21 protein-coding genes are annotated in these 23,433 nt (G+C 62.7%); 10 read left to right on the top strand and 11 right to left on the bottom strand.

The genetic code is table 11. The features are described 5' to 3' along the window. Nucleotides 1-97: 97 nt before the first annotated feature. Entirely contained in the window at nt 98-757 is a 660-nt protein-coding gene (locus tag AAGS40_RS25460; protein ID WP_345817227.1) for a response regulator, read from the top strand. A 210-nt stretch (nt 758-967) separates the two neighbouring features. Here AAGS40_RS25460 and AAGS40_RS25465 read toward each other — a convergent pair whose 3' ends face one another. Then, nucleotides 968-1,762, bottom strand: a complete 795-nt coding sequence (locus tag AAGS40_RS25465; RefSeq protein ID WP_345817228.1) for an SDR family oxidoreductase — start codon at nt 1,760-1,762, stop codon at nt 968-970. Between the two features lie 719 nt (nt 1,763-2,481). Between AAGS40_RS25465 and AAGS40_RS25470 the strand changes: the two genes are divergently transcribed. Then, nucleotides 2,482-4,218 carry a methyl-accepting chemotaxis protein gene (locus AAGS40_RS25470; protein WP_345817229.1) on the top strand — a complete coding sequence of 579 codons (1,737 nt, stop codon included), beginning with the start codon at nt 2,482-2,484 and terminating at the stop codon, nt 4,216-4,218. Nucleotides 4,219-4,530: 312 nt separating this feature from the next. Here AAGS40_RS25470 and AAGS40_RS25475 read toward each other — a convergent pair whose 3' ends face one another. Beyond that, nucleotides 4,531-5,223, bottom strand: coding sequence for a type 1 glutamine amidotransferase domain-containing protein (locus AAGS40_RS25475; protein WP_345817230.1), 693 nt, complete (start codon nt 5,221-5,223; stop codon nt 4,531-4,533). Nucleotides 5,224-5,678: 455 nt separating this feature from the next. Here AAGS40_RS25475 and AAGS40_RS25480 point away from each other — a divergent pair, with 455 nt between their 5' ends. From AAGS40_RS25480 to AAGS40_RS25495, 4 genes are all read left to right on the top strand, one after another. After that, nucleotides 5,679-6,200, top strand: a complete 522-nt coding sequence (locus AAGS40_RS25480; protein WP_345817231.1) for a TetR family transcriptional regulator C-terminal domain-containing protein — start codon at nt 5,679-5,681, stop codon at nt 6,198-6,200. 144 nt (nt 6,201-6,344) lie between these two features. Next, nucleotides 6,345-7,187: a helix-turn-helix transcriptional regulator gene (locus AAGS40_RS25485; RefSeq protein WP_345817232.1), complete on the top strand. Its 843-nt coding sequence runs from the start codon at nt 6,345-6,347 to the stop codon at nt 7,185-7,187. A 96-nt stretch (nt 7,188-7,283) separates the two neighbouring features. Next, nucleotides 7,284-8,687, top strand: a complete 1,404-nt coding sequence (locus AAGS40_RS25490) for an NAD-dependent succinate-semialdehyde dehydrogenase (protein WP_345817233.1) — start codon at nt 7,284-7,286, stop codon at nt 8,685-8,687. A gap of 61 nt (nt 8,688-8,748) precedes the next feature. Further along, nucleotides 8,749-9,876 (top strand): alkene reductase, encoded by a 1,128-nt coding sequence (locus tag AAGS40_RS25495; protein WP_345817234.1) that lies wholly within the window; start codon nt 8,749-8,751, stop codon nt 9,874-9,876. Here AAGS40_RS25495 and AAGS40_RS25500 read toward each other — a convergent pair. Continuing rightward, nucleotides 9,873-10,814 carry a LysR family transcriptional regulator gene (locus tag AAGS40_RS25500; RefSeq protein ID WP_345817235.1) on the bottom strand — a complete coding sequence of 314 codons (942 nt, stop codon included), beginning with the start codon at nt 10,812-10,814 and terminating at the stop codon, nt 9,873-9,875. The genes AAGS40_RS25495 and AAGS40_RS25500 overlap by 4 nt on opposite strands. 94 nt (nt 10,815-10,908) lie before the next feature. On the opposite strand from AAGS40_RS25500, the gene AAGS40_RS25505 reads away from it, so the two are divergent. Beyond that, nucleotides 10,909-11,919, top strand: coding sequence for an NAD(P)-dependent alcohol dehydrogenase (locus tag AAGS40_RS25505; RefSeq protein ID WP_345817236.1), 1,011 nt, complete (start codon nt 10,909-10,911; stop codon nt 11,917-11,919). A gap of 58 nt (nt 11,920-11,977) precedes the next feature. Here AAGS40_RS25505 and AAGS40_RS25510 read toward each other — a convergent pair whose 3' ends face one another. Further along, nucleotides 11,978-12,871: a LysR family transcriptional regulator gene (locus AAGS40_RS25510; protein ID WP_345817237.1), complete on the bottom strand. Its 894-nt coding sequence runs from the start codon at nt 12,869-12,871 to the stop codon at nt 11,978-11,980. A 100-nt stretch (nt 12,872-12,971) separates the two neighbouring features. On the opposite strand from AAGS40_RS25510, the gene AAGS40_RS25515 reads away from it, so the two are divergent. The 3 genes from AAGS40_RS25515 to AAGS40_RS25525 are packed head-to-tail and all read left to right on the top strand — an operon-like array spanning nt 12,972 to nt 15,957. Then, nucleotides 12,972-14,276, top strand: a complete 1,305-nt coding sequence (locus AAGS40_RS25515) for a citrate:proton symporter (RefSeq protein WP_345817238.1) — start codon at nt 12,972-12,974, stop codon at nt 14,274-14,276. 18 nt (nt 14,277-14,294) lie between these two features. After that, nucleotides 14,295-15,653, top strand: a complete 1,359-nt coding sequence (locus AAGS40_RS25520; protein WP_345817239.1) for an acyclic terpene utilization AtuA family protein — start codon at nt 14,295-14,297, stop codon at nt 15,651-15,653. Then, nucleotides 15,640-15,957 carry a hypothetical protein gene (locus AAGS40_RS25525; protein WP_345817240.1) on the top strand — a complete coding sequence of 106 codons (318 nt, stop codon included), beginning with the start codon at nt 15,640-15,642 and terminating at the stop codon, nt 15,955-15,957. The genes AAGS40_RS25520 and AAGS40_RS25525 overlap by 14 nt, the downstream gene beginning before the upstream one ends. 62 nt (nt 15,958-16,019) lie before the next feature. On the opposite strand, the gene AAGS40_RS25530 is transcribed toward AAGS40_RS25525, so the two are convergent. The 7 genes from AAGS40_RS25530 to AAGS40_RS25560 all read right to left on the bottom strand — a co-directional run bounded on the left by AAGS40_RS25530 (nt 16,020) and on the right by AAGS40_RS25560 (nt 23,303). Beyond that, the gene (locus tag AAGS40_RS25530) at nt 16,020-16,364 is read right to left on the bottom strand and encodes a cupin domain-containing protein (protein ID WP_345817241.1); all 345 of its coding nucleotides are present in this window, start codon (nt 16,362-16,364) and stop codon (nt 16,020-16,022) included. Nucleotides 16,365-16,441: 77 nt separating this feature from the next. Further along, complete coding sequence (locus AAGS40_RS25535) at nt 16,442-17,914, bottom strand: NAD-dependent succinate-semialdehyde dehydrogenase (RefSeq protein ID WP_345817242.1); 1,473 nt, start codon at nt 17,912-17,914, stop codon at nt 16,442-16,444. A gap of 26 nt (nt 17,915-17,940) precedes the next feature. Beyond that, complete coding sequence (locus AAGS40_RS25540; RefSeq protein WP_345817243.1) at nt 17,941-19,047, bottom strand: tartrate dehydrogenase; 1,107 nt, start codon at nt 19,045-19,047, stop codon at nt 17,941-17,943. A gap of 267 nt (nt 19,048-19,314) precedes the next feature. Continuing rightward, the gene (locus tag AAGS40_RS25545) at nt 19,315-19,812 is read right to left on the bottom strand and encodes a winged helix-turn-helix transcriptional regulator (protein WP_345817244.1); all 498 of its coding nucleotides are present in this window, start codon (nt 19,810-19,812) and stop codon (nt 19,315-19,317) included. 63 nt (nt 19,813-19,875) lie between these two features. After that, nucleotides 19,876-21,276 carry an aspartate aminotransferase family protein gene (locus AAGS40_RS25550; protein WP_345817245.1) on the bottom strand — a complete coding sequence of 467 codons (1,401 nt, stop codon included), beginning with the start codon at nt 21,274-21,276 and terminating at the stop codon, nt 19,876-19,878. Nucleotides 21,277-21,481: 205 nt separating this feature from the next. Next, a complete protein-coding gene (locus AAGS40_RS25555) occupies nt 21,482-22,405 on the bottom strand; it encodes a glyoxylate/hydroxypyruvate reductase A (protein ID WP_345817246.1) in 924 nt (307 codons plus the stop codon). A gap of 13 nt (nt 22,406-22,418) precedes the next feature. Further along, complete coding sequence (locus AAGS40_RS25560) at nt 22,419-23,303, bottom strand: GNAT family N-acetyltransferase (RefSeq protein ID WP_345817247.1); 885 nt, start codon at nt 23,301-23,303, stop codon at nt 22,419-22,421. Nucleotides 23,304-23,433: the final 130 nt, after the last annotated feature.

The following is a 23,433-nucleotide window of genomic DNA, read 5'->3' on the forward strand; positions in this document are numbered from 1 at the left end:
TGCTCATTGGCATTCCGTGAACTTCAGCCCGCAAGAGATAAGGAAACGTTAAGCTGCCGGGTCCGACAATGTCGGCAAATGGACGAGAGGAGCGGCCATGCGTCTGCTACTGGTCGAAGACGACGACATGATTGCGGAGACGGTCCTGGGCGCGATGCGCCGCTCGGGCTACACGATCGACTGGGCCGAAGATGGCCGCGCGGCGGAACTGTCGCTCGGGAACGGCGTGTACGACCTCGTGCTGCTCGACCTCGGCTTGCCGAAGAAAAACGGTATCGACGTGCTGAAGGTCTACCGCCAGAGCGGCGGCACCGCACCCGTGATCATCCTGAGCGCATGTGATGCAGTCGAGGACCGGATTCACGGCCTTGACGCTGGCGCCGACGATTACCTGATCAAGCCATTCGACCTCGACGAACTCGCGGCGCGCGTGCGCGCACTATCGCGGCGGCGCACCGGCCAGAAGCAACCCGTCTATTCGCACGGCGAACTCACGCTCGATCCCGCCGCGCATGAAGTCACCCAGGCCGGCAAAGTGCTGCCGCTCTTACCGCGCGAGTTCGCTTTGCTGCAGGCGTTGATAGAAGAGCCCACGCGGGTGTTCACGCGGCCGGAACTGGAAGAGAAGCTATATGGCTGGGGCGAGGAGGTGGGCAGTAACGCGATCGAAGTGCATGTGCACAGCTTGCGGCGCAAGATCGGCGCGCAGCAGGTGGTGACCGTGCGCGGCGTCGGTTACCGTCTGAAGCGGTGCTGACGACGCGGAGTCGTCGCTTTCTCGTGCGTGCTTATGGTTAGTCCGCACGATACGTCGGCGCGATCCGGGCGGAGCCGTCGACAATCCTGGAGGCATCGGCGGGTTGCGCGAGGACGCGAACGCGCCTCCACCGTCAGCGGACCCTGGCTGGAAGTTGCCATGCCACTACCGCTCGCTAACGAGCGAAACCGTCGGGCAAGAAGCGCCTTCCTACGACCAGCCACACGTGACCATCACGTCCTCGGACGTAATCATGCGGCTATCGTCGGCCGCGAGGAAAAGCGCCATGCGCGCGATATCGCCGGGCTCCATTTCCTCGTCGATGCATTGGCCGCGTCGTATCTCTTCGCGGCCTTCGTCGGTGAGCCACAGGCTGCGCTGTTTCTCGGTCAGCACCCAGCCCGGCACGAGTGTGTTCACGCGGATCCCATACGCGCCGAGGTCCTTGGCGAGCCCACGCGTCAGACCCTGTACTGCCGCCTTGCTCATGGCGTAGACCGGGAACTGGCTGCTCTTGAGCATCCAGCAATGCGAGCCGAGATTGATGATCGAGCCCGCGCGTGCGGCCTTCATATCGTCGGCCACGGCCTGCGCTGCGAACAAGTGATGCCGCACGTTGACTGCCACGCCCGCATCGAATGACTGGGGCGTCACGTCGGCGAGCGCGTGGCGGCGATCGTTCGCCGCATTGTTCACGAGTACCTCGATCGGTCCGAATGCCGCTCGCACCTGGGCGATGGCCGCGTGTAACGCGGGAATGTCGGTGACGTCGCAGGCGACGAAGAGCGGCTGGTGACGCGCGTTGCCGAGCGCTTTGACAAGCGCTGTGCCCGCGTTCGTGTCGATGTCGAGAAAGCCCACCCGTGCGCCTTGCGCAACGAAGTGCTCGACGAACGAAGCGCCAATGCCACTCGCGCCGCCCGTAATGAGCACGACACGGTCAACCAGACTGGGATAGCTCGCGTAACGCGCCTGTCCCGAAGATTTTTCGCTAGAGGTTGCCATTCACATCCCGTATTGATTGAGCGCTGCGACGGCGAAACCGATTGTGCGCCGTGGAAGTCTTCCTGCGAGCCAGGCAGGTCTGGCCTCGTGGCGCGCTATGGTCCGGCGCCTTGATGACGCATTGTCTACGAGAAACTGGCGATCCGCAAAGACGTTCTCGTCCTCTCGCGTTCTCAGGCATGGTCGGGGGGTATCGGCGGTCTACGACGGCCTGCGTCTGCGTCTGCGGCATCGCGTCGAGCCAGGCGTCGGCGTATGGCGTGCAATCGACGTGGTTTGCGGAACGGTTCGGTACGCGGGTGCGCAATACGGGAGCAGCGCTGCCGTATCAGATCGCCGGCATCATCACGCCGGGATCGACGCCGTCGATCGTCACCTATCGGTTCGCCGCCTACTGTTCGCCACCTACGGCCACCCGCTACACATCTCGATCCAAATCGCCGCGACCGCTTTATTGAGCCTCGTGTGCGCGTGTTTCCTCGCTGAGCCTTTCAGGCGGGATCTGTCAGCGGAGCAGCAAGACGAGAAAGCCGAGCACTAAATACGTGTGCATCCGCTTGCCCAGCGCATCCCTGCCGCGCCGACCGGCGACATGGCACATCCCGAACCCTTTAGAACCGCGACATTTTGCCGTTAGAGCTTCTATTGCGGCGGCTCTTTTTGCCAGGCCGTCGCTTCACTTCCGAATGGGAATGTCAGGAATGAAGTCGAAGTTTACAATGAGCCGAAAACTGTGGATGACAGTCGGCTTCGTGTGGGTGGCGCTCGGCGTGCTTGCCAGCTTGAACGCCTTCTCGGAGCGCCGCGACATGCTCGACGCTCGCCAGCAGTCGCTCGCGGAACAGGTACAGGCTGCCATTAGCGTTGCAGCGCACTTTCAGCAGCGGGTAGCGGCGGGAAAGCTGACCAGTGAAGAAGGTGAACGCGAGGCGATCGCTGCACTGAGAGATTTCAGGTACGGTACAAGCGGCTACATGTCGGTGACCAATTCCAACGCTGTACAGTTGTTGCTGCCGACCAAACCCTCGCTTGAAAACACGGATGTCAGTGGCCTGACGGACGTCGATGGAAACCGCATCGTGGTGAACATCGTGAAGTCCGACACGGATGGCACGCATGTGTCGTACTACAAGTGGCCCAAGCCCGGCGCGAGTACCCCGGTGCGAAAAATGACCGTTTCCGGGGTGCTGCCTGGCTGGGAGTGGCACGTCTATACCGGCGCGTACCTGGACGATATCGACGACGCATTCCGCGCGAAGCTGGCGCGCTCGCTCGGCGCCGTGGTCGTTGTTGGACTCTTGCTTAGCGGGTTGATGGCCTTCGTCATCCGTCTGGTGCTTCGCGACCTCGGCGGAGAGCCCGAATATGCGAAAGAAGTCTGCAAACGCATTGCAGCGGGTGATCTCCGCACGCCAGCGAATGTTCGCAGTAACGACCATTCGAGCTTGCTGTTTGCGCTCAGCACCATGCGGGAAAATCTCGCAGCTACCGTCGGTCACATCAAGCGCTCGGCCGAATCGATCACAACGGCCACCGCCGAAATTGCGGCGGGCAACATTGACCTCTCAGCGCGTACCGAGGAACAGGCGGCCTCGCTGGAGGAGACCGCGTCCAGCATGACAGAGCTGACCCAGACAGTCCGCCAGAATGCCGACAACGCGCGTCAGGCGAATGAGCTAGCCGAACGCGCCAGCCATGTCGCGGGCAAAGGACGGGATGCAGTGCAAGGAATGGTCGCGACCATTGGCGATATCAGCGACAGCTCGGCGAAGATCTCGGAGATCACCACCCTGATCGAAGGCATTGCGTTTCAGACCAATATTCTGGCGCTTAACGCGGCCGTCGAGGCCGCACGAGCGGGCGATCAAGGGCGAGGCTTTGCGGTTGTGGCAGGTGAGGTGCGCACGCTGGCGCAGCGATCCTCGTCTGCTGCGAAAGAGATCAAGGCGCTCATCGAAGAGTCGGTCGCGAAGGTTGCCGACGGCTCGCAGCGCGCCCGCGAAGTGGGCGTCAGGATGGACGAGGTGGATCGGTCCATCAAGGAAGTCTCCAGCATCGTCAGCGGGATCGCTGCTGCGTCCGAAGAGCAGAGCACGGGTATTGAACAGGTGAACCGTGCGGTCGTCCAGATGGACGAGGTCACGCAACAGAATGCCGCTCTCGTGGAAGAGGCGGCCGCTGCTGCGCAGTCACTTGAAGAACAGGCCGTTGGATTGAGGTCGGCCGTTTCAACGTTCTCGGTCGAAAGCGAGTCGCCGGCCGTCCCTTCCGTGAAGAAACCGACGGTGACCACACGGACGACACCGGCTGTCTCGAAGCCGATGAAGCTTGCGGAAAAGGGTACGCCAGCCGCACTTTCCAGGTTCAGTACGGCTACTGAACGAAAGGTTACCGAAGAACCTCGACTGGCAGTGACTGACGCGATGAGCAGCGCCGGCGACTGGGAGAAGTTCTAGGAGGCGGTTAAAAATGCGGCGCAACTTGCCCGCAAGTGAGGATCGGCTTCGACCCGGCCGATTTAAAGCCGATCCCACACCACAACTGCGCAAACATGACGCCAGCGGCGGCACGGGCGGCGTCGGTCGCCTTGTGCCGGCCGCCGGGCTGCGCGGTTGCTATACATTCCCCGAATCCATACTTAGCGCTGCACGCGGCGTTCGATCCGCGTGCCCTCGCTCGCGATAAGACCCGCGCTGGCACGCTGGCGGTAGCAGCCAGCTATGAGGTGGGTGGCCGCATCGCGAGCGATCAGGCGCCGCCTGGGCGTGCTACGCGTTGCCGGCCAGCGCTGGATGCGCAAGCAGACGGGCAGCAGCGGGAGCGGAGGATGCAGGGTTCTGACCGGTGATCAACAGGCCGTCCACGACAACGTAGGGCGCCCAGTCTTCACCTTTTGAGTAAATGCCACCGTTCGCCTTCAGCATGTCTTCGACGAGGAACGGCACGACATCGGTCAGTCCGACTGCTTCTTCTTCCGAATTCGCAAACCCGGTCACTTTCTTGCCCTCCACGAGGGGCCGGCCTTTCGCGTCGACTGTGTTTCGCAGCACGCCGGGGGCATGGCACACGAGCGCCGTGGGCTTGCCCGCGGCGATGAACGACTGGATCAACTGGATCGACGTCGGGTCGACGGCCAGGTCCCATAGCGGACCGTGGCCGCCGGGGTAGAAAACGGCGTCGAAGTCGTCAGCCGACACGCTGTCGAGGCGCACAGTGCTTGCCAGTTCGGCCACCGCCTGCGCATCCTTCTCGAAGCGGCGGGTAAGGTCGGTCTGGTTTGCCGGCTCATTGCTCTTGGGATCGAGCGGCGGCTGGCCACCCTTCGGCGACGCCAGAACAATGTTTGCGCCTGCGTCCTTGAACGCATAGTAGGGCGCGGCAAGCTCTTCCAGCCAGAAGCCGGTTTTGCGGCCAGTGTTGCCGAGTTGGTCATGCGAGGTGAGAACCATCAGTACGTTCATCACTTTCTCCAAAGAATGGTGGGACGCGGGAAATCCGATGCGACGGTATCGAGCCGGTCTTCTACGAAAACATGCTGTGTAGACCGGTCGGCTACTTCACGTTTCACGGATCACATTTGCCGGAAGCGTAAGTCAATGTCGCTTCAGTGATCCTAGCTTATCCGCACGCTAAGGGCTCAGAAAGGCGTCTTGTGATCCTATGACTGCCAGTCACAGGCGATACCTCGGGGCGACGCAGGCAAGTTCCTGTAGTAATCGATTTATTACATGGTAGACGATCGGTCTACGAGAAAGTACAGTGACGCAAGCGCCGAGTCTGCTCGCCGCCGCCGCGAGTCAGGGCTGCTGGAGGAACGAGAATGGGAAAGACAACAGTAGTACGCGATACGCGATCAGACATTCTTGCAATGGGGCAGCAATGTATGAGTCGCCGAGGTTTTTCCGCAGTGGGAATCATGGAGATCCTGAAGGGAGCAGGCGTTCCCAAAGGATCGTTTTATTATTTCTTCTCCTCCAAGGATGCGTTCGGCGAAGCATTGCTGTCCGAGTATTTCCGGGCTTATCACGAGGATATGGATGTTCTGTTCTCGAAGCACGGGCTTTCAATGGCGGAAAAGCTCATGGTTTACTGGGCAGGCTGGCGCGAGCACCAGCTCGCATTCGATTTTCAGGGACGTTGTCTCGCCGTCAAGCTTGGCGCCGAAGTGTCCGACTTGTCCGAGCCGATGCGTGAAGCGCTGGAGCGGGGTACGTCCGGAGTGATCGCGCGGTTGTCGGTCGCGATCGAGCACGGCGTGGCAGAGGGGTCCGTTCTAACGGCGAGGCCATTCCGGCAGGTTGCGGAGTCGCTCTACTCGCTGTGGTTGGGCGCGAGCGTGATGGCAAAGATAGAGCGCTCGGGTCGACCGTTCGACACCGCGCTCGCTACGACTCGCGAAATGCTGGGAATTGTGATCGGCAGTGCTTTGGCGGCGTGAAGCGTTGTTCGCTCCTCGCGGGGTTCTCGATGCGCGAGCCGAAGCAGGTGAACCGCTGTGTACCCATGCCGGTTCACGGCTTCGCGAGCGGGCGAAAACGCCTATTGTCGGCAGCAGACAACCCTCTTATTAGCTGATTTGAACATGTCCAGACGACCCTCTCCTGAACAACGACGCGAACTCGGCAACTTTCTGTCCAGCCGCCGCGCTCGCCTGCAGCCCGCCGATTTCGGTCTACCCGAAGGCGCCCGCCGCACGTCGGGTCTGCGGCGTGAAGAAGTCGCCGTGCTCGCCGGGGTCAGCGTGAGCTGGTACACATGGCTCGAGCAGGGTCGCGACATCCAGCCATCCGCCGACGCGCTGCGCAGATTGTCGGCCGTGTTCAAGCTCGATGCCGTCGAATCCGCGCACCTGTTCGCGCTGTCGGCGCGCGAGCATTCGCAGGTCGCGACCGGAAGCGGCGTCAGCGAAGGACTCGAACTACTCGTGCAGTCGATCAACGTCCCGGCCTACGTACGCAATACGCGTCTCGACATCCTTGTGTGGAACGACGCGATCGCCGATCTTTTCGTCGACTATGGATCGCTCGAGCCGCACGAGCGCAATACATTGCGTTTGCTATTCCTTTACAAGCCCTACCGTACGCTGATTCTCGACTGGGAACAGATGACACGAGGCATGATCTCGGCGTTTCGCGCGGCGCGCGCCCAGGCACCGGACAAAGCTCCGTTCGACAGCCTCGTCAGCGAGCTGACCGGGCTCAGTGCGGAATTCCGCGACTGGTGGCAGGACACTGACGTAAAAGGCTTCGATGAGGGCGACAAACGGCTTCGTCATCCTTCAGGCGGTTACGTCGAATTCACGTACGTCGCGCTGACGCCGGCGGGCAGGCCGGATCTGTCGCTCGTCACCTATCTCCCGCGACTGACGGCCGGCGACTCAGGCGGAACAGACATCGCAGGCAGTGTCGGCAGTGACTGCCACTAATAGGATGACAAGACGCCTTCCTGGGCCGGTTTGACGTGCTTAAAGTGACGCCAGTGCAGCAACTTTCCCATTGCTCTTCACGTCACCGAGGCAAACATGTCGAATCTCAGCACCCCCGTTACCAGCGGCGCAACTTCGCGTAACCCCGCCACGGGCGAACTCATCGCCCACTACGCTTTTCAGACGGCCGACGAAATCGAGCGCATGCTCGACAGGAATGCCGCGGCCTTCCGCCTGTGGCGCGCCACGCCGATGCCGGAGCGCGTCGTGACGTACCGCCGACTCGCGACGGTTTTGAGGGACCGGTCGGAGGCGTTGGCCGCGCTGATTACGACCGAGATGGGCAAGACGCTCAGTGCCGCACGGGCCGAAGTCGAGAAGTGCGCGGCGGCTATCGACTGGATTGCAGCGAACGGCCCCGCGTTGCTGGCAGACGAAGCCGCGCCCGTCGACGGCGATGACGAAGTCTATGTCTCGTACCTGCCGATCGGCTCGGTCCTCGCCGTCATGCCGTGGAATTTTCCGCTATGGCAGGTCATTCGCGCCTCGGGCCCGATCATGCTGTCAGGCAATGGATTCATCCTCAAGCACGCGGCCAATGTCATGGGGTCGGCGTACGCGCTTCAGGACGCTTACGAAGCGGCCGGTTTTCCGGTCGGTCTGTTCGCCAATCTGAATGCGGATAACGACACCGTTGCGCACGTGATCGAAGATCCGCGTGTTGCCGCGATTACGTTGACCGGCAGCATGCGCGCGGGCTCGGCGGTCGCCTCGACGGCAGGCAAGGCGCTCAAGAAAACGCTGCTGGAACTGGGCGGCGCCGACGCCTTCATCGTGCTGGCTGACGCGAACGTGGACCTCGCTGTAAAGGCCGCAATCGAGGCGCGCTTCCAGAACGCGGGGCAAGTATGTCTTGCTGCGAAGCGATTCATCGTGGAGCGTCCGGTTGCGGACGAGTTCACCCGCAAGTTCGTCGAAGCCGCGCGCGAGGTGAGCGCCGGCGATCCTCTCGACCCGGCGAGCACGATCGGGCCGATGGCGCGTGCCGATCTGCGCGATGAACTGCACAGTCAGGTGGAGCGCACGATCGAAGCCGGTGCCACGCTGCTGCTCGGCGGCAACAAGGTTGCGGGCGCAGGCAATTATTACGAACCGACCGTGCTCGCGGATGTGGTCCCGGGAATGGCCGCGTTCGACGAGGAGACCTTCGGCCCGGTCGCTGCGATCACCGTGGCCGACAACGCGGAGCACGCCATCGAACTTGCCAATACGAGCGATTACGGACTGGGTGGCAGCCTGTGGACGAGCGATGTGGCCCGTGCTCAACGCATCGCCCGTCGGCTGGAAACGGGTGGCGTGTTTATCAACGGCTTCTCGGCCTCCAACCCGCGCATTCCTGTCGGTGGGGTCAAGAAGAGCGGATATGGTCGGGAACTGTCGCACTTCGGTTTGCGGGAGTTCACCAACGCTCAGGCGGTTTGGGCGCGCACGGTCGACTGATTCTCTTCACATCGAACCCGACACGCAAGACTTTTTAAACTTTCAATTAGTCATCCGAAATATGAACCATTCATCCGTAAGTCCAATACTTCAACCGGTGACGGTGGGCAACCTGCAACTCAAGAACCGCATCGTGATGGCGCCGATGACGCGCAGCCGGGCCGACGACGCGGGCGTGCCGCCCGACTACGCAGCCGATTACTACGCGCAGCGCGCAGGCGCCGGCCTTATCGTTACCGAAGCCACCAATATCTCCGCGCAGGCGCGCGGCTATCCCCGCACACCGGGGATCTGGACCGAGGCCCAGGTCGCCGCGTGGACGCGCGTGACCGAAGCGGTCCATCGCCGTGAAGGCAAGATTTTTCTGCAGTTGTGGCACACGGGGCGGATCTCTCACCCGGACATGCATGACGGCGCGTTACCCGTTGCACCTTCAGCGATCAAGCCGGGCGGTGAGATACGCGTTCACGACGGCATGAAGGAATTTGTCACGCCTCGCGCGCTGCGTGCGGATGAAATCCCCGGTATCGTCGACGATTATCGCCATGCCGCGAAGAATGCGAAGCGCGCGGGTTTCGACGGCGTTGAGATCCACTCGGCCAACAACTATCTGCTCGAACAGTTCATTCGCGACAGCACCAATCAGCGGACGGATGAGTACGGCGGCTCGGTCGAGAACCGTCTGCGTTTTCCACTTTCGGTAGTCAAGGCGGTGCTCGAAGTCTGGGGCAACGAGCGCGTCGGCATTCGCATCTCACCGGTCACAACGGCGCCGGGGGAAACGCCTGTCGACAGCGATCCTATGACTGTGTTCGGTGCTTATGTGCGGGCGTTGTCGGAGCTGAAGCTGTTGTATATCCATGACATAGAAGGCGTGACGCAACTGAGCCGAGAAACGGATAGCGGCGTCAGTTTTGCCGCACTACGCAAACAGTTTGACGGCGCATACATCGCCAACAACCAGTACACACTGGAGCTTGCCGAAAGAACGCTGGCGGCAGGCGACGCGGACCTCTTCAGTATGGGACGGCCGTTCATTGCGAACCCGGATCTGGTTGACCGGCTGCGCGTCGGCGCGCCACTTGCCGACGCGCCGAAAGAATACTGGTACGGGGGAGATTCGACCGGCTACTCGGATTGGCCAGACATGCGGCCGGTACTTCGTCGCTCGGGTGATGAATCACACTAGTCGGCTTTCCGCGTCCCGATTGACCTAACCACGTCCGTCCACGGTGGTTGCTGAAACAGTGCACTCAACCAGTCAACGAACGCCCGCGTTTTCGCGGGCTCGTTTCTGCGCGACGCACGCACAATGCTCAGTTTCTCGTTCTCCGACACGGTCCATTGGGGGAGGACACGCACCAGCTTCCCCTGGCACAGTTCGGGGCCGACCAGCCAGTCCGCGCCGAGCATGATGCCCGCACCGGCCGTGGCCGCATGGACCATCGTATCCACGTCATCGGTCGCGAGCTGTGCCTGGATGCGGACCGCGTGATGCTCGCCGCGACGATGCAGGTGCCATGTCGGCCAGGTGTGCAGCGGTGTGAACCCGATACACGACTTATGCGCGAGATCCCGCGGATGGGTGGGGCGCCCGTGGCTGCGGACCCATTCGGGCGACGCGCAGAGCAGACGTTGCATGGTCAGGAGCGGCTTTGCGATCAGACGGCTGTCTTCAAGTTTGCCGATCCGCACACCCACGTCGTAGCGCTCCGCAATGAGGTCGACGTACCTGTCGCTGAGGCTGCACTCCACTTCAAGTGCCGGATAGCGTGCCAGGAACTCAGGTAGCCGCGGCGCCACCCACCGACGGCCGAATCCGGCCGGCACACTGATGCGCAGCAGACCCGTCGGCGTCTCGGCCATCGACCGTGCTTCGTCCTCCGCCCGCCGCAGTATTCCGTATGCCTCGCCGATCCGTGCCCGTAAGCGCGCGCCCGCTTCGGTTGCGGAAACGCGTCTCGTCGAGCGTTCGAGCAGCCGGATGCCCAGCCGCGTTTCGAGCGCCGCGACACGACGCGAGATCACCGACCCATCGCGGCCGAGCTTGCGGCCCGCCGCCGTGAAGCTGCCCGTTTCGAGCACGGCGAGGAACGCGTTTGTCTGATCGGCCTGTAGGCTATCCATTCATGCACCTCATGCAGCAATGTTGTGTCTGGCGCATCGATTGTAGCGTCTCAGGATAGGTAGCATGGTTCCACCCCATTCAAAGGAGAACACCATGCAAGCCTTTAATCTGATGGCAGGTGAGGACTACCGGTTGCAGCGCATCGACATGCAGCAGCCAGTGCCGCGCTGCGGTGAAGTACTCGTCCGACTGCATGCAGCGAGTCTGAATTATCTGGATCTGGCTGTGGCGCGCGGTCGCTTTGGCGATGTTGCGCCCGGGTTCATACCAGGCACCGACGGTGCCGGCGAGATCGCCGCGTTGGGCGAGCGCGTCGAGGGCTGGGAGGTCGGCGAGCGGGTGGTCGTGGGCACGTTTGTCGACTGGTCCGCAGGGCGCTACACGACTGAGGCCGGCAAGCGAATCCGTGGCGTATCGATGCCCGGCTCCCTCGCCGGGTACGCCGTCGTGCCGACGACCGCGCTCGTGCGCATCCCGCTGTCGATGTCGTATCGCGAAGCCGCCTGCCTGCCGATTGCCGCCACGACGGCCTGGAACGCGCTCGTGGCGGGATCGATTCGCCCAGGCACGACAGTCGCGCTGCTCGGCACGGGCGGTGTGAGCCTCTTCGCACTGCAGCTAGCCAAAGCGGCGGGTGCGCGCGTGTTGATCACGTCATCGTCTCCTGAAAAACTGGAGCGGGCGCGAGCATTGGGCGCGGACGAACTGATCAACTACCGGACCACGCCGGCGTGGGACGAAGCGATGCTCGCAGCAACCGGAGGTCGCGGAGCGGATCTGGTGGTGGAAACCATTGGCCCCGATACGTTCCGGCGCTCCATTAACGTGGCGGCCATCGGGGGCACGATTTTTACGCTCGGGTTCATTAGCGGCATGGACGTGTCGTTTCCGGTGCTTCCCGTCATGCTGAAGACACTGCGGATCGTGGGTAGCCAGACAGGATCGACTGCGAATCTGGCAGATGCGACGCGCGCCATCGCCCAGTCGCGCATCAAACCGGTTGTCGACCGTGTATTTGAGTTCGACGACGCGCAGTCGGCGTATCGCTACCTCGAGCAGGCGGGTCACTTTGGCAAGGTCGTTATCGACGTGGCATCCAGATAGTCACGATCTTCCAGGCCAATTACCCCGGGCAGAGACCGATCGGATACATGCGACAAGCTCACCGCGTCCTCACACTCCGACGCATTCGTTGGACGAAGTTATCGGAGACGGCCGACAAGGTTCTGCCTCTTTTCTTCACGATGGCAATCGAGCGCACGAACGCCGGGTCGTCGATCTTCTTTACAGCAAGCCCCGCTTCGGCGTGCACCTCGCGCGCGGTCGCTGGCAGGATGGTTACACCCAGACCGGCGCGCACCATCGCGACAGCAGTCATCATGTAGGTGGGTTCGCACGCGATGTCGAGCGGCTGGCTCGATTTGCTGAGCGCTGCATCGACGACTGCGCGCACGCTCGTACCCGGCGCCGTGAGTACGAGCGGTAAGCGCGCCAGTTCGTCCAGACCGATGCGACGCTTTTTGGCGAGAGGGTGAGCCTGCGGACACACGGCGACAAGCCGGTCCACTCCCGCATGCAGGACTTCGAGCGCCGGGTCGAGCACTTCACCGCCGGTGAGGCCGATATCCGCTTCTTCTTCGCGCACGAGCGCGTTGACGGTACTGGCCACGACATCGTGGATCTGGAAAACGACGCGCGGCACGTCGCGCTTCATGGCGTTGATCAACTCGGGCAACGCGCTCGCTGCAAAGGTCGGCAGGCAGGCGATCCGGATCGTGCCGCTTTCGCCTGTACCCATCGCGCGCGCATCGCGCAGCACCGTCTCCATGTCGCGCAGGGACTTGCGAAGGAGTGGTAGCAGTTCGCGCCCGTTCGGCGTCAGCGCGACGTTGCGGCTATTGCGATCAAAGAGCCGCGCGCCGACCGCCTCCTCCAGTCTGCGTATTTGTACGGTGAGCGCGGGCTGCGACAGGTGCAGCCGCTGCGCCGCGCGCGTGAAGCTACCCGCTTCAGCCACCGCGACGAGCGCGCGGATATCGCGAAGATTCAGATCCATTACGGTTCGTGATAGCTACGATCAAATCATTTCAATTGCATTATCGCCGCACCAAACTTACTCTCGGCCCTATTAAAAGACAATATCCGGAGACAAGTTGATGCTGCCGCTGCTCGGTCTGTCGACCATCCTCGTCCTGCTAGGGGCAATTCTTTCCAAGCGCATGTCGCCGCTCGTGGCGCTGATCCTCGTGCCGATCGCAGCGTCACTGATCGGCGGCTTCGGCCTGTCGACGAGCAGGTTCGTCATCGACGGATTAAAGAGCCTTGCGCCGGTTGTAGGCATGTTTGTCTTCGCGATTCTCTATTTTGGCACGATCACCGACGCAGGCACGCTCGATCCGATCATCGACCGCATCCTGCGCGCCGTCGGCACGAAACCGACGCGCATTGTCATGGGCACGACGCTGCTCGCGCTTCTGATCCATCTTGACGGCTCCGGCGCCGTGTGTTTCCTCGTCACCATCCCGGCGATGCTGCCGCTCTACGATCGCCTGAACATGGACAGGCGCGTGCTCGCGGCAGCTGTATCGATGGCGGCGGGCATTAACTTCCTGCCGTGGACCGGGCCCATGATCCGCGCGTCCGCGTCATTGCACCTGCGCATTTCGGCGCTCTTCAACCCGCTGATTCCGGTGCAGGCGGTCGGCCTTGTGTTCGTGTTCGGCATGGCCTGGTGGCTCGGGCGCCGTGAAGAAAAGCGTCTCGGCTATTCGAGCGCGAGCGGCGCGATTCCCGTTCCCACGCGTGAACTGAGCGCCGAGGAGCAGGCGCTGCGTCGTCCGGGGAACTTCTGGTTCAACATCATTCTGACGATCGTCGTTCTCGGCACGATGGTCGTGATGGGCGAGAAAATTCCGCCCGCGATCATGTTCATGGTCGGACTGTGCATCGCGTTGATCGTGAATTATCCGAACGTCGACATGCAGAGGAAACGCATCGATGCGCACGCGCGCGCTGCGCTCATGATGGCGGGCATTCTTCTAGCGGCGGGCGTGTTCACCGGCGTCATGCAGGGCAGCGGCATGCTGAAGGCGATGGCGCAGGCGGCCGTCGGACACGTGCCCCCCGCGATGGCCGGACACATTCCGGTCGCGCTGGGCCTTTTGTCAATGCCGCTTTCAATGCTATTCGACCCTGATTCGTTTTATTTCGGTGTGCTACCGGTGATCGCCGAAGTCGCGTCACAGCTCGGGGTGCCAGCAGTGCATGTCGGTCAGGCGGCCCTGCTCGGTCAGATGACAACCGGCTTTCCCGTGAGTCCGCTCACGCCGGCCACCTTTCTGGTCGTCGGCTTGTGCGGCATCGATCTGGCGGATCATCAGAAGTTTACGTTCCCGCTGCTGTTCGGCGCATCGATCGTCATGACGATCACGTGCGTCGTGCTGGGCGTGTTTCCGCTTTAATCCATACCGGACGACGTCATGAAACACACGATCAGACTCGGTGCGGGCGCAGGCTATTCAGGCGACCGCATCGAACCCGCCGTCGAGCTCGCGGAACACGGCGCGCTCGACTATCTCGTGTTCGAATGCCTCGCCGAACGCACGATTGCCATCGCGCAACAGGCGCGCCGCATCGACCGCGGCCTCGGCTACGACCCGCTGCTCGAAACGCGTATGCGCGCGGTGCTACCGGTCGCGGCGAGAAACGGCGTGCGCATCATTTCGAACATGGGCGCGGCCAATCCGCGCGCGGCCGCGAGAAAGACCGCGGAGATCGCGCGCGAACTCGGGTTGCACGGGCTGAAAATCGCTGCGGTCACCGGCGACGACGTGCTCGATGTCGTCCTGCGCTCGGATCTGCGTTTCGAGGAATCCGGCGACAAGGTGAGCGCTTATGCGCCGCGCCTCGTCTCCGCGAACGCGTATCTCGGCGCGGGGCCGATCGTCGATGCGCTTGCCGCGGGTGCGGACATCGTGCTGACAGGACGTGTCGCGGACCCGTCCCTCTTCACGGCGCCGCTCATTCACGAATTCGGCTGGAAGATGGACGACTGGACCACCCTTGGGCAGGCAACCGTCGTAGGGCATCTGCTCGAATGCGCGGGACAGGTGACGGGCGGGTACTTCGCCGACCCCGGCTATAAGGACGTCGGCAATCCAGCGCGGCTCGGTTTTCCGATTGGCGAGGTGGCCGCCGACGGCTCCATTGTCGTGACGAAGGTGCCGCATGCAGGCGGTGCCGTGACCGAGGCGACGTGCAAGGAACAGCTGCTCTATGAGATTCACGATCCGGCGCGTTACTATCAGCCGGATGTGGTCGCCGATTTCACCGCAGTACAAGTGAAGCAGGAAGCACAGGACCGCGTGCGCGTTTGGGGCGGACGCGGCAATGCGCGCACGGATACGCTGAAAGTCTCCGTCGCCTACGTCGACGGGTATATCGGCGAAGGGCAGATATCCTATGGCGGACCGGGCGCAGTCGCACGCGCACGTCTCGCGCGCGATATCGTGCGCGAGCGTCTCGCGATCACTGGCGTCCATGCGAGTGAGTTGCGCTTCGACATGATCGGGGTGAACGCGCTCTACGGCGAGGCATTCGCGAGCAACAGCGAAGATGCTGCCGAAGTCCGCTTGCGCGTAGCGGGGCGCACACTTGACGCAAACGAAGCGACGCGTATCGGCAACGAAGTGGAAACGCTCTACACCAACGGCCCGGCAGCGGGCGGCGGTGTAACGAAAATGACGCGCGAAGTCATCGCCGTGCAGTCCGTGCTGCTCGCGCGCGAACATGTGAAACCTGCTTTTGAATTCGTGGAGGCCCACGATGAAGTTGCGTGAACTCGCGCACAGCCGTACCGGAGACAAGGGCAACACGCTGAACGCGTCGGTCATTTGCTTCGACCCGACGCACTATGCGCATCTGCGCGAAGCTTTGACGCCCGAGCGCGTCAAGGCACATCTCGCCGATGTGGTGAAAGGCGATGTCGTGCGCTATGAACTGCCGCTTCTCGGCGCGTTCAATTTCGTGCTGGGCCACGCGCTCGGCGGCGGCGTGACACGGTCGCTGGCGCTCGACGCGCACGGCAAGTCGGTGAGCTCAGCGCTGCTCGATATCGACATTGAAGAGCCCGTGCCGGACTGAGATGGATGGGCATCGCGCACCGGAAGGCCCACGCTCGAGTCGCTTCATTGAGCCGCCTTCCTTCACAGAATGACGTAGACCTTTCGCATCGTTTCGTCCACTTGCCACAGGCCTTCCGTGTTGGCCTCGAAGAACATCGTATCGCCGCCGCGAAAGTGGACCGTGGGTTCCCCGTCGGGTGTGAACGATCCCGAGCCGGACAGGAGATGCATGACTTCCGCCTGTTTGACCTTGCGCCGATAGGTGCCGGGCGAGCATTCGAACACACCGGTGTCGATTGCCTCGGTCCCGGCAATCACGTACTGCTTGCCCGAGACGTGTACCCCTTCCTCACCGGGAAGAGAAGCGGTGCCCCAGTCTTCGAGTCCGCCGAGTTCGACGGTCTGTTTGATCTGCTGTACTTTCACGTAGCGTATTCCTGTGTTGATTGAGTCCGATGCGATCCGGGGCGAAGCGCCGCGTACCTGGCGCCGTCCGCAAACACTCAGTCGAGACCGCCCTGGCAGAGGTATTTGATCGACAGGTAATCGTCGAGACCGTACTTCGAGCCTTCGCGGCCATAGCCGGATTCCTTCACGCCGCCGAATGGCGCCGCTTCCGATGCGAGCGCCCCTTCATTGATCCCGACAATGCCGGCTTCGAGTGCGTGAGAAACGCGTTCAATGCGCCGCAGATCCTGGCTGTAGAAATAGGACGCGAGGCCGAACGGCGTATCGTTCGACGCATCGACCGCCTGCTGTTCGGTATCGAAGCGAAATAGCGGAACGACGGGACCGAAGGTTTCCTCGCTGCACAGCGCCATCGGCGAACTCGCGTCGCTAAGCACGGTGGGCGCGAAGTAGTTGGGCCCAAGCTCGGGCAGGCGCCTGCCGCCCGTCAACACGGTTGCGCCGCGCGCCACGGCGTCCTCGACATGGCGCGCGATCTTGTCGACGGCACGACCATTGATCATCGGGCCGATCTGCGAAGCGGGATGGCTGGCGGGACCGACGCGCAGTTCGGACACGCGTGCGCAGAGCATGTCCGCAAAGCGCTCATACACGCCTGACTGCACATACACACGGTTCGGGCACACGCAGGTCTGCCCGCCATTGCGGAATTTGGCGGCCAGCAGGCCAGTGACGGCGGCATCGAGATCGGCGTCTTCGAAGACGATGAACGGCGCATTGCCGCCGAGTTCCAGCGACAACTTCTTGAGCGTAGCCGCCGATTCACGCGCCAGCTGTTTGCCGACCGGCGTCGAGCCCGTAAAGGTGATCTTGCGCACGCGCCCATCGGCGAGCCAGTCCGCCACGGCTTCGACGGTCGATTCCCGTGAGGCCGTGATCAGGTTCAGCACACCATTGGGTACGCCGGCTTCGTGCGCGAGATGAACGAGCGTCAGTGCAGTGAGCGGTGTATCTTCGGCCGGCTTGGCGACGACCGTGCAGCCGGCCGCGAGCGCAGGGGCGATCTTGCGCGCGATCATCGCGAGAGGGAAATTCCACGGCGTAATGGCCGCCACGACCCCGATCGGCTCCTTGATCGCGCTCATCCGTTTGCCGCGCTGCTGCTGCGGGATCAGATCGCCGTAAATGCGTGTCGCTTCGTCAGCGAACCACGCGACGTACGACGCGCCATAGGCGACTTCGCCGCGGGCTTCGGCGAGCGGCTTGCCCTGTTCGAGCGAGATCAGCGCGCCGAGCGCGTCCAGATGCTCGAGGATCAGCGCGTGCCAGCGATGCAGCACGTCAGCACGTTCTTTCGGCAAACATGCGCGCCATGCCGGCAGCGCGCGGGCGGCGGCATCGGCGGCGGCGCGGGCGTCGGATGGCCCGCTGTCGGGGACGTCCGCGATCAGCTTGCCGGTGGCGGGATCCGTGACGGCGAAGCGCCGGCCGCTTTGCGCGGGCACCCATTCACCGTCGATGAAATTGTCCGTGCGAATCAACGCGGCGGCCTGCTCTTCCAGTGTCATGATCGACTCCTCTGCTAGTCACAATGTCAACCGATGGCTGTCGTGCCGATACGTTCCGTGAGCTGCGCGGCGACCGCTTTGCCGACTTCGCTCGTCGATGCGTTGCCACCGAGATCACCCGTGTGCGGCCCTTCCTTGAGCACCTGCACGATGGCCTCGAGCATCGCATCGTGCGCGGCGCGCTCCGCACCTTCGCCGTTGCCGAGGAAGTCGAGCATCATCGCCGCCGACCAGATCATCGCGACGGGATTGGCGATACCCTTTCCGGCGATATCCGGCGCGGACCCGTGGACCGGTTCGAACAGCGACGGGAACGTGCGTTCCGGATTGAGGTTTCCCGACGGCGCGATGCCGATCGTGCCCGTGCAGGCAGGACCGAGATCCGACAGGATGTCGCCAAAAAGATTGGACGCGACCACCACGTCGAAGCGGTCGGGACTCAGTACGAAACGCGCACAGAGAATGTCGATATGCTGTTTGTCCCACGTGACATCGGGGTAGCGCGCGGCCATTTCGGCGGCGCGCGAGTCCCACCACGGCATGCTGATCGAAATGCCATTGCTCTTGGTTGCCACCGTGATCTTCTTCTCGCGGCGCGCGGCCAGATCGAACGCGAACTTCAGCACGCGGTCGGTGCCGTGACGCGAGAAAATCGCTTGCTGCATGACGATTTCGCGTTCCGTGCCTTCATACATCTTGCCGCCTACCGACGAATATTCGCCTTCGGTATTCTCCCGCACGATCATGAAGTCGATGTCACCAGGGCGGCGCCCCGCGAGCGGCGACGGCACGCCGTCGAAGAGACGAGCAGGGCGCAGATTGATGTACTGGTCGAATTCGCGGCGAAATTTCAGCAACGAGCCCCACAGCGAAACGTGGTCGGGCACCTTGTCGGGCCAACCCACGGCGCCGAACAGAATCGCGTCGCAGCCGTCGAGTTGCGCTTTCCAGTCCTCGGGCATCATCTGGCCATGTTGCGCGTAGTAATCGCAACTGGCCCATTCGATATGTCGATAGTCGATCTGGATACCAAAGCGCCGGCACGCCGCATCCAGCACGCGCAAACCTTCGGGCATCACTTCCACGCCGATGCCGTCGCCGGGAATGACGGCAACGCGATAACTGCGGGTCATAGCAAGTCTCTCCTTAGTGAGCGTGCGCGCCGTGCACGCGCCAAGCTTTGAGACTCATTCTATGTGGGCATTCACCGCAGATAAATCTGCATTTGGCGCGCCGACGCGGCATGTATTCTGAAAAACGCACGCGAACAGAATGCAGCTCGAACCGCGTGTCGCGAACGCGTTGAAAGAGAGCGGAGAGGGTCAGGAAGAAAGCGGAGTCGGCATTGACGTGGCGCATGGGCCGCGCCAACGTCCGCATTGAAAATCGGAAAAAACGCTTTAATGCTGATTCGGCGGGAAGAGCGTTTCGAGCGGGTAATGCGTCTTGATGAAAGGCGTCTTGATGATCACATAGCTGAAATACTTTTCAATGCCGATGTCGCGCTCCAGCAGCCCTTCGACAATACTCTGATAATGACCGACGCTGCGCGTGACGAACTTCAGCAGATAATCGTAGCCACCGCTTGCCAGATGGCACTCGACGATTTCGTCGATGTCGCGAATCGCGGCGACGAACTTGATGAAGTCTTCGCGGCGGTGATCCGCAAGGGTGACTTCGGTGAAGACGATCTGCACGTCGCCGAGTTTTTCGAGCTGGATCTGCGCGCCGTAACCGACGATATAACCGGCCTTCTCCAGCCGTTTGACGCGGATCAGACAGGGACTCGGCGACAGTCCCACAGCGTCGGCCAGTTCGACGTTCGTAATACGGCCTTTCTTCTGCAGTTGCGAAAGAATACGCAGATCAATGCGGTCGAGTTTGCAGTCGCTGCTCATGGCTCTAATTCTGTCTGACGATCGAAGATTGTTCCGATCGGGCAGGGCGATGTTATCACGAAGTTATGCCGCTTCGCGGCTGGCCCCGCGAAGCGCGGCGCGGACTTCGGCCTCGTTCAGCACGTCGTCGAGCGTCCGTTTCAGGCGTTCGAACAACAGCGCAAATTCGGCCTCCGTATAACACAGCGCGGGCGCAAAGCCGAGGATGTTGTCGCCGAAAGCACGGAACACAAGGCGGTTGCGATACGCGGCTGTGGCGATGCGCTCCGACAGTTTGAGCGCCGCATTGAAGCCTTGCTTGCTGTCCTTGTCCGACACGAGTTCGAGCGCGCCGAGCAACCCACGGTGCCGCGAATCGCCGACCAGCGGATGCTCCAGCAGCGCGTCGAGACCTGCCGCGAAGTGCGGAGCCATGGCCTTGCCGTTCGCGAGCAGACCGCCTTCATGATAGAGGCGCATGACTTCGAGACCGATTGCAGCACTCACCGGATGCGCCGAATACGTGTGACCGTGACCCACGATCGCGGTGTCGCCGGCGTCGCCGGCAATCACCTGATAAATTTCGTCCGACATGAACACCGCGCCCATCGGCGCGTAGCCTGCGGTCAGCCCCTTCGCGACGGTCATCAGATCGGGTTTCACCTGTTCGCCTTCGCAGGCGAACAGCGGGCCGGTGCGGCCGAAGCCGGTAATGACTTCGTCGGCGACGAACAGAATGTCGAGACGGCGGCACGCATCACGCATGGCTTTGAGCCAGCCGACCGGCGGCACGATCACGCCGCCCGATCCCTGAATCGGTTCGCAGAAGAACGCGGCGACGTTCTCCGCGCCGAGCGCCGCCACCTTCGCTTCGAGCGCCGCCACCGACGACGCGATCAGCGCCTGCGAATCAGTCCCGTTCGCTTGACGGTAAGCATAAGGCGACGGCAAATGGTGCTGATGCGGCAGCGGCAAATCGAAGTTCCGATGGAACGCGGGCAATGCCGTCAAGCCGGCGCCGACCGACGACGAGCCGTGATAGCCGCGTTGCAGCGCGATCATATGCTTCTTGTTGTGGCGACCGCTTGCATTGTAGTAATGCGTGATGAACCGCAGCGCCGAGTCGACCGCATCCGAGCCGCCGAGCGTGAAATACACATGCTGCAATGAAGCCGGTGCGAGCGACACGAGTTTTTCGGCGAGCCGGATCGCCGGTTCCGAAGCGAAATGGAAATAGCTGGTCGCATAGGGCAGGCGCATCATCTGCTCGGTCGCCACCTTGACGATGCTTTCCTGGCCATAGCCGGTATTGACGCACCAGAGCCCCGAGAACGCGTCGAGCAACTCGTTGCCGTCGATGTCGCGCAGATAGGCGCCATGTCCGGATTCGAGTACGGTGACACCGCGCGCTTCATGTGCGCGATAGTTGATGACGGGGTGGACCAGATGCTTGCGGTCGGCTTCGATGAGCGATTGATGTGACATGTCGGGTATCTCGTCAGGGTGGCTGTTGACCAATCCATACTACCCATTCACCCGTATCGGTCGCTTCGTCAAAGAAAGCGCGAAAAAGCGCAGGCGTCGCGTTTTGAGGCCCGTGGGCAGCATCTTCTGCTGCATGCGTTTAAAAGCCTTGTCTGTACGGCGGCGCGTGCACAGCATGTTTTCGCTGTGAGATGCTCGCCAGCACTCAATAACCGCGCCTGCGGTCGATCGTGCCCCGCATCGGCTCGCCTGCGCGATGGCGGCGCAGATTGTCGAGTACGGCATCGACCGCGGTGTCGGGCTGCGTCGCGCTCGCGACGTGCGGCGTGATGCGCACGCGCGGGTGGTCCCATAACGGATGAGTGGCGGGCAGCGGTTCCGGATCGGTCACGTCGAGTATCGCGTTGCGCAACTGGCCGCGTTCGAGCGCGTCGAGCAGATCGGCCGTCACCAGTTGCGGGCCGCGTCCGACATGAACCAGCGACGCCCCCGTGGGCAGTGCATCGAACACGCGTTTGCCGAGCAGGCTGCGCGTCGCATCGGTGAGCGGCAGCAGGCAGATCAGCACGTCGGTGTGCGCGAGAAATGCATCGAGCGTTGCTTCGCCAGCGAAGCATCGCACGCCATCGAGCTCACGCGGCGAGCGACTCCACCCCGCGCATGCAAAGCCGAAGGATCGCAGCCGCTCCAGCACGGCCGTGCCGAGCATGCCGAGCCCGAGCACGCCAACCCGGCGCGTCGCCGCAGTGCGCACCGGCAGCGGCTTCCAGATGCGTTCACGCTGCTGGAGCGCGTAGTCGAACAGATCGCGATGAACCGCGAGCACGGCTTCGGTCACGTATTCAACCATGCCGTCGACGATGCCGGGCTCGATCATCCGCACGATCGGCAAATGATCGGGTACGCGCGTCATGTCGAACTGGTCGACGCCCGCCCCCACCGAGAACACGATCTCCAGATTCGGGAGCGTTTGCGCGAGATCGTCGGGTTGCCAGGCGGCGAGATAGCGGATGGCGGCTGGATCGCCGACGTCGGGCCAGATGCGGAACGGCAGGTCGGGGGCGAGCTGTGCGAAGCGCGCGGCCCATTGCGCGCCGCGAACCGGGTCGGCTTTGTAGAGGAAGGTCATGTGCGTGGCGTTCCTACATCATCGCCTGGTTGACGATGCCGAACTGGAGAAGGCGATCGTCCGGCGGCCCTTCGTGGCGCGCCGGGTCGTCGTTGCGGACCATCTTCACCACCGTATCGACACGCGGGATGCCTAGCCCGATCAGCCAGTCGGTCAGCCCGCTCCCGGCGGGCACGTCGATGCGGACAAACACGCCTTCGTTGAGCGCCAGCCAGTGGCGGATCAGCGCCTTCGCGCGGCTCGAATCCGGCGAATCGGCCGCGATCACGGGGCCGATTGCATAACCGCGCCCAAAACGCCGGAACAGCGAGAAGCCGAGCAGTTCGCCGTCACGGTCGAGCGCAATGCCATCCGCACTTTGCAGCAGCGCAGACAGCATCGCATCGCGGTCGAGGCCGCTTGCAGATGCGGCCAGCGCAGTCAGTCGCGGCGTGTCGTTGATGCCGAGCGGGCGCAACCGTTCGCCGGCCGGCAGCGACACGAGCGGTGGCTGGAACACCGCGCCCTGGTGTTGGTCGAGCGCGCCGCACGCCCGGAAGCCGAGCTTCTCGTAGAGCGGCATGCCTGCCGGCGTCGCGTGCAGGAAGGTGACGCGGCTGCCGGTTTCTTCGAGCACCAGTTGCATCAGCTTTGCGCCGATGCCGTGTCCCTGATGTTCCGGCGACACGATCACGAGGCCGAGTGTCGCGCGGTCCGCGCCGAACTTCCAGCACAGCGCCGTGCCGATCACGGCGCCGGCCTGTTCCGCGACGAAGCCGCCGCCGGCCTCGGCAGCGAAGCGCCAGTCCTCGGGCCGGTGCGGCCACCCTACGGCCGTCGACAGACCGTGGGCGGCGGGGATGTCGTCGGGGGTAAAACGTCGGTAGGTCAGCGACCCGCTTTGCGTTGATTCAGGCACGGCGAACTCCTTTCTTTTGACGTCACGCTTGCCCGCGACTGTCGCACGCCGGTTGCCTGCTTGATAGGACGATCCTCCTATGTCCCCGGATGGAGGTCATCCGCGCGCCGACACGATGCAAAACAGCTGT

The sequence above is a fragment of the Paraburkholderia sp. PREW-6R genome (assembly GCF_039621805.1).
GTDB lineage: Bacteria > Pseudomonadota > Gammaproteobacteria > Burkholderiales > Burkholderiaceae > Paraburkholderia.